Origin of the sequence: Devosia sp. 2618, assembly GCF_040546815.1 — a bacterium.
Taxonomy (GTDB): Bacteria; Pseudomonadota; Alphaproteobacteria; order Rhizobiales; family Devosiaceae; genus Devosia.
Map to the genome: position 1 here is coordinate 2076540 of NZ_JBEPOO010000001.1, position 15020 is coordinate 2091559.

General features: G+C 60.5%; 16 protein-coding genes. 3 read left to right on the forward strand and 13 right to left on the reverse strand.

Translation table 11 applies throughout. The features are described from left to right. Positions 1-23: 23 nt before the first annotated feature. From ABIE28_RS10565 to ABIE28_RS10580, 4 genes are read right to left on the reverse strand one after another with little or no spacing between them, the layout of a single operon-like run. The gene (locus ABIE28_RS10565; RefSeq protein ID WP_354062695.1) at positions 24-1421 is read right to left on the reverse strand and encodes an aldehyde dehydrogenase family protein; all 1398 of its coding nucleotides are present in this window, start codon (positions 1419-1421) and stop codon (positions 24-26) included. Beyond that, positions 1418-2770 carry an FAD-dependent oxidoreductase gene (locus ABIE28_RS10570; RefSeq protein WP_354062697.1) on the reverse strand — a complete coding sequence of 451 codons (1353 nt, stop codon included), beginning with the start codon at positions 2768-2770 and terminating at the stop codon, positions 1418-1420. The genes ABIE28_RS10565 and ABIE28_RS10570 overlap by 4 nt, the downstream gene beginning before the upstream one ends. Further along, positions 2763-3017 (reverse strand): 2Fe-2S iron-sulfur cluster-binding protein, encoded by a 255-nt coding sequence (locus ABIE28_RS10575; RefSeq protein WP_354062699.1) that lies wholly within the window; start codon positions 3015-3017, stop codon positions 2763-2765. Before ABIE28_RS10575 ends, ABIE28_RS10570 begins: the two co-directional genes overlap by 8 nt. After that, a complete protein-coding gene (locus ABIE28_RS10580) occupies positions 3014-4168 on the reverse strand; it encodes an NAD(P)/FAD-dependent oxidoreductase (RefSeq protein WP_354062701.1) in 1155 nt (384 codons plus the stop codon). The genes ABIE28_RS10575 and ABIE28_RS10580 overlap by 4 nt, the downstream gene beginning before the upstream one ends. Positions 4169-4435: 267 nt before the next feature. On the opposite strand from ABIE28_RS10580, the gene ABIE28_RS10585 reads away from it, so the two are divergent. The 3 genes from ABIE28_RS10585 to ABIE28_RS10595 all read left to right on the forward strand — a co-directional run bounded on the left by ABIE28_RS10585 (position 4436) and on the right by ABIE28_RS10595 (position 7129). Next, positions 4436-5365, forward strand: coding sequence for a LysR family transcriptional regulator (locus ABIE28_RS10585; RefSeq protein WP_354062703.1), 930 nt, complete (start codon positions 4436-4438; stop codon positions 5363-5365). A gap of 134 nt (positions 5366-5499) precedes the next feature. Continuing rightward, a complete protein-coding gene (locus tag ABIE28_RS10590; RefSeq protein ID WP_354062705.1) occupies positions 5500-6327 on the forward strand; it encodes a transporter substrate-binding domain-containing protein in 828 nt (275 codons plus the stop codon). Between the two features lie 88 nt (positions 6328-6415). After that, positions 6416-7129, forward strand: coding sequence for an aspartate/glutamate racemase family protein (locus tag ABIE28_RS10595; protein ID WP_354062707.1), 714 nt, complete (start codon positions 6416-6418; stop codon positions 7127-7129). Positions 7130-7164: 35 nt separating this feature from the next. On the opposite strand, the gene ABIE28_RS10600 is transcribed toward ABIE28_RS10595, so the two are convergent. The 9 genes from ABIE28_RS10600 to ABIE28_RS10640 form a co-directional block, all read right to left on the reverse strand. Further along, complete coding sequence (locus ABIE28_RS10600) at positions 7165-7917, reverse strand: SDR family oxidoreductase (protein ID WP_354062709.1); 753 nt, start codon at positions 7915-7917, stop codon at positions 7165-7167. 22 nt (positions 7918-7939) lie between these two features. Next, positions 7940-8545, reverse strand: coding sequence for a GMC oxidoreductase (locus ABIE28_RS10605; protein WP_354062711.1), 606 nt, complete (start codon positions 8543-8545; stop codon positions 7940-7942). After that, the gene (locus ABIE28_RS10610; RefSeq protein ID WP_354062713.1) at positions 8542-9585 is read right to left on the reverse strand and encodes a GMC family oxidoreductase N-terminal domain-containing protein; all 1044 of its coding nucleotides are present in this window, start codon (positions 9583-9585) and stop codon (positions 8542-8544) included. Before ABIE28_RS10610 ends, ABIE28_RS10605 begins: the two co-directional genes overlap by 4 nt. Further along, positions 9582-9977 carry a gluconate 2-dehydrogenase subunit 3 family protein gene (locus ABIE28_RS10615; RefSeq protein ID WP_354062715.1) on the reverse strand — a complete coding sequence of 132 codons (396 nt, stop codon included), beginning with the start codon at positions 9975-9977 and terminating at the stop codon, positions 9582-9584. Before ABIE28_RS10615 ends, ABIE28_RS10610 begins: the two co-directional genes overlap by 4 nt. Before the next feature lie 23 nt (positions 9978-10000). Beyond that, positions 10001-11107 carry a lactonase family protein gene (locus tag ABIE28_RS10620; protein WP_354062717.1) on the reverse strand — a complete coding sequence of 369 codons (1107 nt, stop codon included), beginning with the start codon at positions 11105-11107 and terminating at the stop codon, positions 10001-10003. A 17-nt stretch (positions 11108-11124) separates the two neighbouring features. Further along, positions 11125-12081: an alcohol dehydrogenase catalytic domain-containing protein gene (locus ABIE28_RS10625; RefSeq protein WP_354062719.1), complete on the reverse strand. Its 957-nt coding sequence runs from the start codon at positions 12079-12081 to the stop codon at positions 11125-11127. 69 nt (positions 12082-12150) lie between these two features. Then, positions 12151-13107, reverse strand: coding sequence for a sugar phosphate isomerase/epimerase family protein (locus ABIE28_RS10630; protein ID WP_354062721.1), 957 nt, complete (start codon positions 13105-13107; stop codon positions 12151-12153). Between the two features lie 70 nt (positions 13108-13177). Further along, positions 13178-14065: a carbohydrate ABC transporter permease gene (locus ABIE28_RS10635; RefSeq protein ID WP_354062723.1), complete on the reverse strand. Its 888-nt coding sequence runs from the start codon at positions 14063-14065 to the stop codon at positions 13178-13180. Then, the gene (locus ABIE28_RS10640) at positions 14058-14957 is read right to left on the reverse strand and encodes a carbohydrate ABC transporter permease (RefSeq protein WP_354062724.1); all 900 of its coding nucleotides are present in this window, start codon (positions 14955-14957) and stop codon (positions 14058-14060) included. The genes ABIE28_RS10635 and ABIE28_RS10640 overlap by 8 nt, the downstream gene beginning before the upstream one ends. Positions 14958-15020 lie beyond the last annotated feature (63 nt).

Sequence of the window (15020 nt, forward strand, 5' to 3'; positions counted from 1 at the left end):
TGGTGCGTGGTGACGCCGACGGCTCAGTCGATGACCACTTTGGTTTCGGACATCTCGCGGATGGTGATGCGCACGCCCTCGCGGCCCAGGCCACTGCCCTTGGGGCCGCCAAATGGAACATGCTCGGCACGGAAATCTGGCCCTTCATTGATCATCACGCCGCCGACGATGAGATCGCGCGAGAAGGTCTTGATCAGTTCATGATCGTTGGTGAAAACCCCGGCCTGCAGGCCATAGACACCAGCATTGACCTCGGCGATGGCGGTTGCAGCATCGGTAAAGCTGCGCGCGGCAATAATGGGGCCGAAAGTCTCCTCTGCTATAACGGGCGCGTCGATGGCGACGTCGGCGAGGATCGTCGGCTGAAACAGAGTGTCATCATGCTGCCCGCCCACCAGAAGGCGCGCGCCAAGCGTGATCGATGCATCGACGCGGGCTTGCACCTGCTGCGCGGCAGCGAGGTCGATAACGGTGCCCATGTCCGTCGTGTCGGACGCTGGATCGCCGTAGGTCACGGCATTGACGGCAGCGACAAGCTTGTCGAGGAAAACCGCCTCGATGCTGTCGTGTAGATAGAGCTTCTTAGCTGCAGCGCAGCTCTGGCCGGCAATCTCGAAGCGATGGCCGATGACGGTCTGAACAGCCTTGTCCAGATCGGCATCGGGGAAGACGAATAGCGGATCGTTACCGCCCAACTCCATCAGGCACCGCACCAGACCTGTGGCATTCTTCAGCGCCAGACCAGCTGCCGTACCGCCAGTAAACGACAACAGATTGATTGGCGACCGGGCCAAAGCGAGGGCAATGTCCGCGCCGCCATGCACCATCTGGAACAGGCCTTCGGGGAACCCCGCCTTGGCCGCGAGTTCGACGAGCCGGGCCGCGGCCAATGGAGCCTTGGGCGACGGCTTGGCGACCACCGCATTGCCGGCGGCGATAGCGGGACCAAGCTTGTGGCAGAGAAGGTTCAGCGGATAGTTGAACGGGGTGATCGCACCGATAACGCCAACAGGCTCGTAGGTAATCGTTGCGATCTTGTCCGCGCCGCCTTCGACGATGGCGCATTGAACGGCCTGCCCCTCAAGAAAGGTCGCCGCATCGCCCGACAGTTTGAGCGTGTTCTGGGCGCGCCGCACTTCGTTTCGGGCTTCGCGGATCGTCTTGCCCATTTCGCTCGAAATGATCAGCGCCAGATTGTCCTGATCGAGGGCAATCTGCTCGGCCAGCGCATTCAGCAGCGCGCGTCTCACGGCCGGTGTGGAACGCCGGAAGTCGCGCTGGGCGATGGTGGCGCGGGCCACGGCAGCATTCACTTCGGAAGTGCTCGATAGTGCTAGCTGGCCGACGAGCTGACCGCTGAATGGGTTGATGACATCAAAGCTGGTGCGGGCGGACAGGGACGCGTGGTGGACGTGGTTCATTGTTCTCTCGCAGGTGGTTCGTGAGGCGCGGACTCGTCATCGAGCAGCGCAGAGATGGGCAACGGGCGCACAGGCCAGCGGCTACCGGTGAGATCGGATGCGGCGATGGATTTCTCCGCGCCGTAAATTTCGGATGCGATGCGGGCGGTGTTGTCCGCGCAGAAACGCCCCTGGCAGGCCCCCATGGTGAACCGGCCATTGTGTTTGATTTCGCGGCCAGACAGCGGAGACGCCGCCTCCAGCAAAAGCTTCAGATCCTGCATTTTGCGCCGCTCGCATCGACACACGACGGTGTCATCAGGCAGGTCAGCCAATCGGATATTGCGCGCTGTTGGGGCGAAGAGTGTGCTCAGCACCGCCTGCGCCTGCCGTTGCCGGGCGATCGCCGCCAAATCAGCGGCGGTGTCCCCGGCGGTCTGGGTCAGATAGGCCGCGACATCGGCTGCAGCCCGAGCGCCATCGAGTTCAGAGGCCACGGCGCCGAGGGCCTCGCGGCAGTCCCCTGCCCGGGTGATGAACGGCATTTCTGCTGTACCGACTGTGTCTGCTGGTAGACCGAAATTGTTGGAGCGAATGCCGTCGTGAAGTGCGATCTGATCGACAACGAGGGTTTCCCGCGCGCCGTTGGCGTGACGCAGTTCGGCAGACAGCCGGGCACCCGTACGGGCAATGGCGACAAGCTCGGTGCTGCGCCGCCAATCGATCCCATGACGGACGATGCCGGACAGATAGCCAGCCGCTTCGCTGAGGAGCCCGAGATGCGCCAACAGGCCCAGGCCATTGCCGTTGATGGCCAAAGGATTGCCGCCTTCGACAATAGCCAGAGGGGCATTGCCCATTGCAGCCATCTGTGCGGCAACAGCAATCAACAGCGGGCCGCTGCCTGCCAGCAACACCGTGCCTCGGGGCGCACGGCCGGTTTCCTTCATCATCACCTGCATGCCGCCGGCGGTGAAAACGCCCGGCAGGTCCCAGCCGGGACGCGGTGTGACTTTTTCCACCGCGCCGACGGCAATCACCACGGCGCAGGCGCGCAGTGACACCAACTTCCCGAGGCCGCGGTCATCGATCAGGACATTGCCGTCGCCATCGACCCCGGCGAAAACGCTGGAGAACCGGCAGTTGAGTTTAACCTGCTGGCTTGACGCATACAGCCGCTGCCAGCGCCGTTTGGCCGCCCCGCTTTGCTTGACTGGCGGAACACCCTCGATTGGCTGGCGATAAATCGCACCGCCCAGTTGGGTGCGTTGATCGACCAGTTCAACGTCGTAGCCAAGCCTGGTGAGTGACACGGCAGCCGCGATGCCCGCCGGACCACCGCCGATGACGATCACATCACGGTCAAACATGGGAGCCTCCGGCAGATGTGATCGTCAGGCCGGCACGAGCAGGTGCCAGGCACGATTCCCGCACGCGGCCATCAACCCGCACCAGACACCCCTGGCAGGCGCCGATGCCGCAGAAAAAACGGCCGGATTGACCGAGCAGATCGGGGCCGAAATCCTGCACGTCGGCTGCGCTGAGCGCCGCGGCGATGGTTTCGCCGGTGCGGAACGCGATCTGGCGACCGTTCCAGGTAAAGCTGTTGGAACTCATGCCGGCACTCCGACCTGAGTAAAGCGCGCGGGGCTAAAAGGCGTCAGATCGAGATCGACATGACGGTCGAGAATCAGCTGGCTGATTGCCTGACCCGTGACCGGGCCCAAGCAAATGCCGTCGCCCTCAAAGCCGGTGGCGACATAGACATTGTCCGTGCCGGGCACGCGTCCAATTAATGGCTTGCTGTCGACCACTGCGGTGCGAATACCGGCAAAGGCGCGTAGCAATCGGACTGAGGCGAGCCCGGGCACCATGGCAACGGCTCGGCGCAACACTTCGGCAACGGCCTCAACGTCGTTGGTGTGTTTTTCGGCCGAGCTTTCGCGCGTGCCGCCAATGAGAAACTGGCCCGTCGCGAGTGGATCAACAACCGTGCCGTAGCCACGATCGTCGGCCTTTGCGGCACCAACCTGCATGCCTTTGCTCATCAGATAGCGGCCGGACATGATCGCACCGGGCATGGCCGCGTTGAGCGCTGGCGCCCGCTCGGTGACCAATAACTGGCCCTTGCGCGGAATGAGAACGTCGGGAATGCCCAGCAGATCGGCCGATCCATTGCCGGATGCCACCACCACCGCATCAGACCGGATCGGGCCTTGGTTGGTGGTCACGCCGACAACCGTGCCTTTTTCGTCCCGAAGGAAGCTTTCGACGCGACAATTGCGCCGGACTTTGGCAGCGGACGCGGTCAGCAGGCGATGCACGACCTGGTAGCCGATCGCGTGCCCTTCATCGAACACTTCTAGTCCCAGGCTCAGGTCCGACGAAAGTGGAGCGAAACGGCCGCGCAGGTCTGCACGCGACAGAGTATCGACCCGCAGCCCGACACCTCGCAAAGCTGCGGCATGGGCGTCGAGCACGTCGCATTCAATTTGAGACGAGGCCAATACGAAGGTCGACCGCGACTTGAATGCCCCGGCCAGCAAGCCTTGCTGGCTCAATTCGCGGTAGAGCGAAATGCCGGCCAGTGCTGCATTCATCACCGGTCCGGGACGCTTGCTGGCGACGGATACCGCCCCATCGGCAGACCCGGTTGCCTGTGCCGCGGGCTCAATCGCATCAAGGATTTCGACCTTCACACCTTCCTTGGCGAGAAAGTACGCAGCCGAAGCACCAACGATGCCGCAACCGACGATGACGACAGACATGGAGGACGCACAAACCATTACACGGACCAGCGGGTGCTGAAATAAGCTGCCGAAATACTGGCCCGTGCCCGTCAGTCGCGTCGATGCAATATCCCTGACCTTGGTAATGACGAAATTTGTATCGAGCGTGGGCGGCGGCGGAAACTAAGGTGCGTGCGAGGAACTCGCTTTCCACCGCCAATCACAGGGACTGCAGCGTGGCCGGCCGGATGACCCATTGTCCAGCAACCCGTTGTGGTGCGCCGCCGCATATGGAAAACAGGGCAAATGTCCAAAATCAATCTGACGTTGATCCAGACCTTCTACGAGGTTGCCCGCCATGGCTCCTTCTCGGGGGCCGCGCGCGAACTTAACCTCTCCTACCAGTCTGCATCGAACCATGTTCGGCGGCTCGAACAGCTGCTCAAGGGCCAGCTCATAGAATCCGAGCAAGGCGCCAAAAGAATTGCTCTCACCCCTTACGGCCGTGCGCTCTACAACCAGCTCAACCCCGAGCTCTCCATCATGCTGGAGCGGTTGACCAAGCTGGTCGAAAGCCAGCGATCGTCCTTGCGCGTGGGCATGCCGCAGGCGATTTTCTTTTATCTGTTCCCGAGTGTGCTCGCGAGCTTCCGGGAGAATTTCCCCGAGCTGGAAGTGGCCGCCTACGAGCGCGATACCGTGCTTGCCGAGATGGTCAAGAATGGCAGCCTCGATGTGTGCATTTCCGAGCGCTATTTCGGCGACCCCGTGGTGCCACAAAGGCTGTTGGGCAGCTATCACCTGAGCCTAGTCTACCCCCGCGAGTGGGGCCCTGCTCCGGCGCAGGACGACATTCCGGGTTGGGCGGTCGGACGTCCCTTCATCACATTCGAACCCGGACAGACACTGCGCAACCTGGCCATCGACTTTCTGGCGCGCGACGGCGCGGTCGTTCAGCCGGCAATCTCAACCTCAGGCAGTTCGAGCGTCAAAAGATGCGTCGAAAAGGGGTTGGGATTTTCGATCATCCCCTCATGGTGCATGCAGCCTGATGACGAAACCATCGCCAGCGTGCGCCTGTCCAAATTGCCTGAGGTGAGGGTTTATTTCGGCAGCGCCAGCTTTCTGCAGAACCATCCCAGCGTCAGCGCCCTGTTCCAAACCTGCCAGACTGAACTTGCCGGGCCGGTTCTTGATCCGCCGCAGGCAGACGGCTCGCCCTATGTCGCCCTGTAAGGCGCGTCCTACAAAAAACGGGCTAAGGCTACAGCTTTCTCTAGCATTGTCCGACGCAGCCCAACCGCTAGCCTTCCGTCAGGTTTGGTCAGAGGGTCTTGACCAAACATCAACAAGCACATGTCGGAGGGACTATGCTTAAGAATTTGATCAAAGTGCTCGGGTTGGCAGCAATTGCCGCCCCACTGTTTGCCGCGCCTGCAGCCGCCGATACGATTGACGATATCCGCACGCGTGGGGCGTTGCGCATTCCGGCCATCGTCAACGAAGCGCCCTATTTCAGCAAAGATCCGCGAACCAATGAGTGGTCGGGCCTCGTGATCGATATGGCGACCGATATTGCCAAGGCGCTCAGCGTCGAGCTCGAAATCGTGGAATCCACCTGGGGCAACTCGATCCTCGACGTGCAGAGCGGCAAGGTCGATATGGCCTTCGCCGCAACGGCTACCGCCGAGCGTTCGCTGGCCGTGACCTTCTCGGACCCCACCTACTACAACAGCTTCGTCATCATTTCTGCGAGCGAGAAGGTCGACGGCAAGAGCTGGGCCGAACTCAATTCGCCCGACTATACCTTCGCCGTTGATATTGGCTCGTCGCAGGACCTGATCACCTACAAGTTTCTGCCCAATGCCAACATCCTGCGCTTCCAGACACGCGATGAAGCAATTGTGGCGGCAACCACCGGCAAGGCAGATGGCCTCGTCAACACGCTGTTCAACGGCCTGGTGATGTCGAAGCGCACGCCCGCTTTGGGCAAAGTGAACGTTCCAACACCAACCCTTTCCACTCCATCAAGCATCGCGCTCAACTACAGCACCGATGAGCGTTGGAAGACCTTTGTGTCGACTTGGGCAAACTACAACCGCCGCATCGGCAACGTGCAGACCATGTTCCTTGAGAACCTGGCGCCATTCGGCATCACTGCAGCCGACCTGCCATCCGGCTACAGCTTCTCCGAGTAAGCTTGCGCTAGACGCACATTCGGCCGCTGCCATCCCCTCAAAGGTGGCGGCGGCTTTTCTTTGGCTGGTTCATTGACTGGAATTGCGCATGAACACCCCCGCTGGCGCCCATCCTGCGGAAGCCCCGTTCATCGGCGTGCTGATGCTGGATACAAAATTTCATCGCTATCCTGGTGATATCGGCAATCCCGAGAGCTGGTCCACCCCAGTGCGCTTCAAGATCGTACACGGCGCGCGACCCGCGCAGGTGGTTTTTGGCGACCCTTCCGAACTTCTTGAGCCATTCATCGCCGCTGGCCTCGAACTGGTGGCGGAAGGTGCCCGTGCCATAACCACAAGCTGCGGGTTTCTGGCGGTGTTTCAGCGAGAACTGGCTGAAGCCCTTCCCGTGCCCGTGTTTACCAGCAGCCTGCTGCAAATCCCGATGATCGAGATCGGCCTCCCTAAAGGCACGCGTGCAGGCATCCTGACATTTTCGGCGGAATCGCTAGGCTTCCGACACCTTAAAGCCGTTGGCGCGCCGCTCGACACCCCGATTCAAGGCCTGCCCAAGGGCAGCCTGTTCGCCCAGTATTACGGCGACCAGCCTTGCCTCGGCGACCTGTCCGTTTTCGATGAAGAGGTGGTCGCAGCGGCCAAAACACTGGTTGCCCGCCACCCCGAAGTCGGCGCAATCCTCTGCGAATGCACCAACCTGCCAAGGCACTCCAAGACGGTTTCCTCAGCGACTGGACTACCGGTGTTCGACGTCATGACAATGCTGAACTGGCTCGGGGATGCGCTGGGGCCGAACGCGTATTAGGCGTGAGCCTCCAAACGCATCCGAGCCCGTTGCGGTCATCCGCGTCCGTAGAGCGGCATTGTAGTGGCCATGACGGTTACGAACGGAATATTGGCTTCAATGGGTAGGCTGGCCATGTGAACGATGGTCGAGCCGACATGGTCGGACGAGATACGCTGCTCTGGCATGACGCTGCCATTGGCCTGAGTGGCGCCGGCCTGCATGTATGCTGACATCTCGGTCGCTGCGTTGCCGATGTCGATCTGGCCGCAGGCAATGTTGAAGGCCCGACCATCGAGGGCGATGGACTTCGTCAGACCAGTGATGGCGTGTTTGCTGGCCGTGTAGGCAACCTGATTTGGACGCGGGGCGTAGGCGGAAATCGAGCCGTTGTTGATGATGCGCCCGCCTTGCGGCGTTTGGGCTTTCATCACCCGCATGGCAGCCCGGGCGCAGAGCACCGACCCAAGCACGTTGATGTCGAAAACGCTTCTGAGTTCGGCGGCGGTCAAAAGATCCAACGGCTTTGCCGGCGCATTGACGCCTGCATTGTTGAACAGAAGGTCTACTCTGCCAAATCGTTGTATAGTCTGATCAAACAGTTGGTCGACCGACTCGCCATCAGTCACATCGGCGACAATGCCGACAATGTCCCCTGTGGCAGCGGCCGCTGCGGTTTGTTCGAGCGCGTCAAGACGACGTCCGGCGACGACAACCTGCCAGCCCGCGTTTGCGAGCGACAAAGCAACCGCCCGCCCAATGCCGCTGCCGCCCCCAGTCACGATGGCGCACTTCTTGGTATCGGTCATGCAGATAGTCCTTTCCGAATAGTTAGACAGCGCCCGCGATGTGATCGGCATTGCGAAATGCCAATGCCATCACCGTGAGCACGGGATTGAAGCCCCCATTGGTGGGGTGCAAAGCGGCGTCGGATACGAACAGGTTGTCATGGCCCCAGACACGTCCATATCCGTCGGTTACGGAATTGCGCGGATCATCGCCCATTCGACAGGTTCCAGCTTGATGCTGTCCCCCTGACAGGCGCGGAACGGCGGGTGCGCCCCAGACCTGCTCGGCTCCAGCCGCGTGTAGCCAATCCTTTGCCCGATCCAGCATGAAGTTTGCCGAGCGGACTGTCGCTTGATGGGCCTGCCCTTCCAGCCGCACCACGGGAAGCCCGAACCTATCGCGCACAACCGGATCGATGGAAACCTTACAGGTCGGGCTCGGGATTTCATGAACCGGGCCCTTGACCTGAACCACACGCTGATAGGCGTGCCGCATGAAGTCCTTGGCACCCTGCCCCCAATTGCGCATGCCGGGTGGCATGGCCGAATTCCAGAAGATGGCGGGGAGCATCACAAAGTCATCTGCGAGCATGCCACCGCCAATGATGCCGGGGTTGCCGTGGTTATAGTCGCAGGTGGCTGTCGTCACGCCCGGCCCCGACCATCCGATACGATGTCGTCGAAGAGGCCAAAGGCGGTCGGATAATAGTGGCCTTGCAGACTAAGCCCCACTTGGCCGTGGTCATTGCCTATGCCTTGTGGGTGGTGCCGTGACTTGGAGTTCAGCAGGAGGCGCGCCGTTTCAATCGCACCAGCGCACAGGATAACCTGATCAGCGGTGGCGACGTGACGCTCGGGACCCGTGGTGTCATCTACGAGGTAACTTATCCCGACAATGTTCCCGCGCGCGTCACAGTCGATCTGCTCCACGACGGCGCCGGTGACAAGTTCACAATTTCCCGTGACGAGCGCCCGCGGCAGCATGGTGTTTTGCGTGCCGTTTTTGCCGTCGCTCGGGCACGGGAAACCGACACATGAGCCGCACTCAATGCAGGCTGCGCGGCCGTCGCGTGGAACACTGTTGACGAGCAATGGTGGTGCAAAAACATTAAGTCCTAGCGCAGCGGCGCCTTGTCGTAACCTGGCAGATCCGGGGTTACTCGGCATTGGCGGCATAGGATATCGGTCTGCGCGCGCGGGTTGCTGGACTGGTCCTGCCGCATCGCCGCTGACACCGACTTCCCATTCCGCGCGCTGGTAGTAAGGCGCCAGGTCCTCATACGAGATTGGCCAATCGACAAGGCTGGACCCTTCCGGCACGCCATAGCGTGTCGCCATCCGAAAATCGTCTGGCAGGAACCGCCATGCAAGGCCGCCATAGACCAGCGTGCCACCACCGACTACGGCGGCATTGTTGTGATAACCAGGCTGGTGCGGCGCCAATATCTGCTCTCGGCCATCTGGTGTCACCAGAACACGCGGGTTGCCTACCACGTCGGGACCGGCATTGTGGCCATAGGGCGAGAAGCGTTGGTTGCGCAGATGGTCGCGATGACCCGACGTTGCATAGTCAGCCATGGGGCCGCGCTCGACGAGCAGAACGCGCCGTCCCGCCTCGGCCAAAACCGCGGCCACGATGTTGCCGGATGCGCCGGCGCCGACAATGATTGCATCGTAATGTGAGCTCATTTGGCGCCCTTGCTTCTCGGCGGACCGCTTGGTCCTTCAGGTAGACCATGGCGATAGCCCATCATGGTCCATGACCCTGCCCCGGCATTGCCGCCATTGTCAGGGTCCGCGTAAAATCCCTCTGAAGTGATTGTTACCAGCCGCTGGAACCAAGGCGTCGCCTCCAGCGCCTGCAGCATTTGGTCTTGTCTGTCGGACGTCAGCTGACAAAAGTCCGGGCAGGCCCCCGCCAAGTCCGAGAACCCTGCCCAAATGGGCAGAGCGTCGGCAGGATTGGCTACCAAAAACCCTTCAACATAGCGATCCGTCCCAAGGGCCTTGGCACCCGGATCACGGTCGCCCGGGATAATCCGGTCAACCACGGCTGCAAGCAATTGGGACTTTTCGACCATGACTGGGTGCTTTCCGGTTCGCCTTAAACGAAGCGCACGCAGATTGGTGTGCCAGCCTCAACCGGTTCACCACCCGGGGTGAGTTTGCCTGTTGCCGGGTCGAGGCGGAATGGCACGAGATTGTCGCTGTCCTGATTGGCGGCGATGAGGAATTGCCCGTTCGAGCTGACCTCAAAATTCCGAGGGATTTCGCCCCGGGTGCTTTCGTGGCCGATCGCGGTCAATCTGCCGGTCTCGGCATCGACGGCGTAGATGGCCAGCGAGTTGTGGCCCCGGTTCGACCCATAGAGGAACTTGCCGTCCGGCGTGATCTGGACCTCAGCGCAGGAGGTTTTGCCCGTATAGCCTTCGGGCAATGTCGAAAGTGTCTGGAGTTCGATAAGTCCGCCTGTCGCCTTGTCATAGGCATAGGCCGTCATGGTCGAGTTGAGTTCGTTGATCAGATAGGCGAACCGCCCCTTGGGATGCATGACCAATTGGCGCGGACCGGCGCCTGGCTTGACGCTGACGAAGGGCTGTTGGGCGGGTTTGACCGAACCGTTTGACGTATCAAGTTCATAGACCATGACCTTGTCCATGCCGAGGTCGGGCACATAGACAAAGCGCCCCTGGCCATCGAACTCAACAGCGTGTGCGTGTGGGCCTATCTGGCGGACTGGATCAATGCTGGTGCCCGCATGCTGAACGAAAGCGCATTCGTCGCCAAGCGAGCCATCGGCCTCGATATTGTAGCCAATGAAGCTCCCGCTGGCGAAGTTGGCGACGAATACAAACTTGCCGGTCTTGTCGAGAATGATGTGGCAAGGGTCCGTGCCCATGGACGGCTTGTCGTTGAGGAAGGTGAGTTCGCCGGTCTCCTGGTCGATGCGATAGGCGCTCAGCCCGCCGCCGAACTGGCCTTTCCATTCCTTCATTTCGTTGACGCAGTAGAGAAACTCGCGCTTGGCATCGAAGCACAAATAGGACGCGTTCCGGACGCCCTCGGTAATTCCGGCAAGGGTGAGGCTGGCGGTCGCAGGATCGAAGCGAAAACGGTAGATGCCCTTCCCCTTGCCATCAAGAAGCTGGCCAGTACCAAAGCGGATCTGCTCGCTATAGGTGCCCACATAGACAAGGTTTTCGATCGACATAATTCAGGCTCTCTCAGTTAGAATACTGGAATTTCGGGTGAATATTGCAGGGTTGAATCGCCCAAGACGACGGCCTTGACGAAGCCGCGGGGCTTGCTGGCAAGAGCTGCAAAAGCGTCGTCTACCTGGCTCAGCGAAAAGGTGTGGCTAGCCATGCCATGCAGGTCGAGTTTGCCGCGCGCCATCAAATCGAGGGCACGGCGCATGCAGTCCATTCGGTAGTCGACCCGGCGCTCATGGCCGTTGACCACTTCGAGGGCCTTGTAGTTCCACATCTGCATATCGACAGAGCGGTCACCGCCCTGGTGGTAGCCCAGGATGGTCAGGCGGCCGTGCTCGCGGGTGAGTTCCCCGGCCGAACGCAATCCTTCGGGCGTGCCGGTCCCCTCGACGACCAGATCGAATTTGTCCAATCCGCGTTGTGTCACTTCCGCTGGCGAAAGGCTCAGGCCACAGCCGGCGCTCAGTCCTGCGGCACGGGCATCCTCGCGAATGTCGATCCCGACAATCTCGGCGGCGCCCCTAAGGGCGAGCAGCTTGGTCATCAGCTGACCCATAAAGCCCATGCCGACAACAGCGATCCGGTCGCCTAGCTCGACCGTGGTTCGGCGGGCGGCGCTCATCGCGCAGGCCAGTGGCTCACCAAAAGCGAGATCCATCTCGACCGCGTCGGGAATGCGGAGCACCCGTTCCGCAGGCGCGACCGCAAAGTCGGAAAAGCCGGCCTCAAACAAACCGGTCACGCGATCGCCGACCGAGAATGCGGCAACGGCCGAACCGACGGCCACCACGTTCCCGGCGACTTCGTGTCCGAGAACAAGCGGCCTGTTGGCGCCATGCTCCCAGGTGTGAAGCTCTGATGCACAGATGCCAGACATCTGAACGCGGACCAGAACGTCGTTTTCGCCAAGAGCGGGCAGAGGCACATTGTCGACGCGTGACTGGCGCGGTCCGATCAGCGATGCTCGTTTCATTCCTGCTCTCCGACAAACAAAAAAACTGGCCCCGCTATGGGAGGATAGCGAGGCCAGGCGCGTCAGACGTCACTCGACGGTGATGCCGACCTGCTTGCAGATGTCCTTGAGGTAATTGGCGCCAGCAACCGTCTCAGCGACAAACTCGTCGGTGGCGGTGATGTTGCGATAAACGCCTGGCGAGTCGCTGTTTGGACCGCGCGAAACGCCAGGTACGTCTTCGAGCTCCATCGAAATGGTGCCGTCATAGCCGACGTCCTTGAGCGCCTGGAACATAGCCAGCCAATCGATCTTGCCTTCACCTGGGCGCCAGTGAACGTTGGTCACGCCATCGTTGTCGGAGACGTGCAGGTGCTTGATGTGCTTGCCGAGACGATAGACCGCAATGTCAGGGAAATCGCCGACCGGGAACGTGTGACTTGGGTCGAAGTTGATGCCCATCGCCGACGAACCGACATGCTCAAGCAGACGCAGCGCGCCGTCGGTGTTCGCCAGATAGCGAGCAGGATGTGGTTCAATTGTCAGGGTTACGCCAGCGTCGGCGCAATGCTGCGCACACTTCTTCAGGGACTCGACATAGTCGTTGTAGTTCTTGTCCCAGTCGACATTACGCGGCACGCCCCGGGTGGCGAACGTCTGCACCAGTGGCTTTGTGGTGATGCGTGGAATTTCCACCGCGTCCTTCATGGCGAAGGGGTGGCAGGAGACCATGTTGATCAGCTCCGAACCAAGTTCAGCGCCAACTTCAACGGTACGCTTCCAATGCTCAACGGCCGCGGCGCGCTTGCCGGCGTCGGCGCTGGAGAGATCGTGTGGCGTCGAGACGAACTGCGAGATGGCAATGCCTTCGCTCTGCAGGCAGGCCTTGAGTTCCTTGATCTTGGTCGGCGTGTAGTATTCCGTAAGATAGGTCTTGTTCCAGCCGATCAGCTCGATCGACTTAAAGCCAAGGCCCGCTACGCGCCTGATGCAGTCCTCGTACGGTGGATCCCACTGGAACGGCCAGGACGAAGCGCCAAATTTCATTTTAGTTTCTCCATAGATTGACAGTCAGCCGCATTCGACAGGTGGTCGCCTGCGGATCAGGTGGCGAAGGTCAGCCTTTGACGGCGCCTCCGAGCAGCCCCTGCACGATGAAGCGCTGCATGAAGAGGAAGAAGATCAGGACGGGCAGCGACACGATCGAACCGCCGGCCATCATCAAGTCCCACCGCAGCGTGAACTCTTCCTGGAAACTGGCCAGACCGAGCGGCAGCGTGCGAAGCGATTGGGACTGCAAGAACACCAGGGCGAACAGGAACTCGTTCCAAGCCTGGATGAAGGTGTACATTGCCACGGCTGCGATGCCCGGCCCGACGAGGGGCAAGATCACCTTGTGCAGCGTCGACATCAGGGACGCCCCATCGACGGCAGCCGCGTCTTCGAGCTCAGTCGGAATGGCCGCAAAAAAGCTGCGCAGCATCCAGATCGAGAAGGGCAAGGAGAACGCGGTGTAGGCGATGATGAGGGCAATGTGCGTGTTGAATAGGCCCAGCGCCTTGATGATCGCAAACAGCGGCAGCACCAGCATGATGTGCGGGAACATCTGGGTAATCAGCAGCATCAGGCCGAAAGCCTTGCGGCCTTTGAACTCAAGCCGGGCGATGGCGTAGGCGGCGTAGATCGCGACAAAGACCGTAAAAAGCGTCGTCAATCCGGCGATATAGAAGCTGTTCCAGAAGTAGAGCGGAAACGGCGTATTGAACCAGACGTTGACGTAGTTTTCCCAGGTCCAGACATTGGGCAAGAGCGTCATGTCGCGGGCAAACAGCTCACTCTGTCCCTTGAACGAGGACAGGAACATCCACAGCAAGGGAAAGAGGATCACCACCATGGCGAATAGCAGCGCCACATAGGCCAGCAGCAGGCCGACGACTTTGCGATTGAACCAGCCAGAGCGGGTTGGGGTGACGTCACCCATGTTCGTCATGACAACGTCAGCCATTTTTACCAGCCCTCTTTAAGAAAAACACTTCGAGCGCCTGTTGAGCCAGACCCAGAGAGACCAGCAGCACCATCATCAGGACGCCGATGGCAGAGGCGTAGCCGAGCTGCGTGGCCCAGAATGCCTTGGTGTAGACCATGATAGCCAAGGTCTGCGTGGCGCCGCCCGGTCCACCGCCGGTCAGCAGATAGACGATGTCAAAGCTCTGGAAGGTCCAGATGGCGCTGATCAGAACGATGATCATGCTTTGGGGGCGGATGAAGTTGAACGTCACATAGAAGAAGCGCTGGATGGGGTTCGCGCCGTCGACGCGGGACGCTTCGAGCACCTCTTTGGGCACGTTTTGCAGGGCGGCCAGAAGCACCACCGTCATCAGTGGATAGAGTTTCCAGACCTGCACCGCGATAACCGATGGCATTGCGGCCTCAGGCGTCGAGAGCCACTGAATGGGTTCGCTGATGATGCCCAACTTCATGAGCACGAAGTTCGCCACGCCAAACTGACCGTTGTAGAACCACTTCCACAGCAGCGCCGTCACCACGTTGGGGACCACCCATGGAATCAGGAACATCGCACGCAGGAACGCACGTCCCCGAATTTCCATGTTCAGAAGCAGCGCCAGGCCGAGCGAAATTATGTAGGCGATGACGACCGAGCCAATGGTCCACTGGAAGGTGTGGATCGTTGAGCTCCAGAATTCTGGATCGCTGGTCAGCGCCCTGAGGTAGTGGCGAGCACCGACGAATGCTGTTGGGTTTGGTCTGATCAGGTTCTGGCTTTGGACACTCAGGATCAGCGCCTGAATGAGGGGCACTACGTTGAGTAGCGTCACCAGCAGCAAGGCAGGCAGAACCAAAAGATAGCCAAAACGGGCGCGCTGCTTCTGAAGCACAGGGCCGCCTCCGGTTTAAATTGGAGTAAGTTGACTGGCGCCCAAGGGCGCCAGTCGGGATGC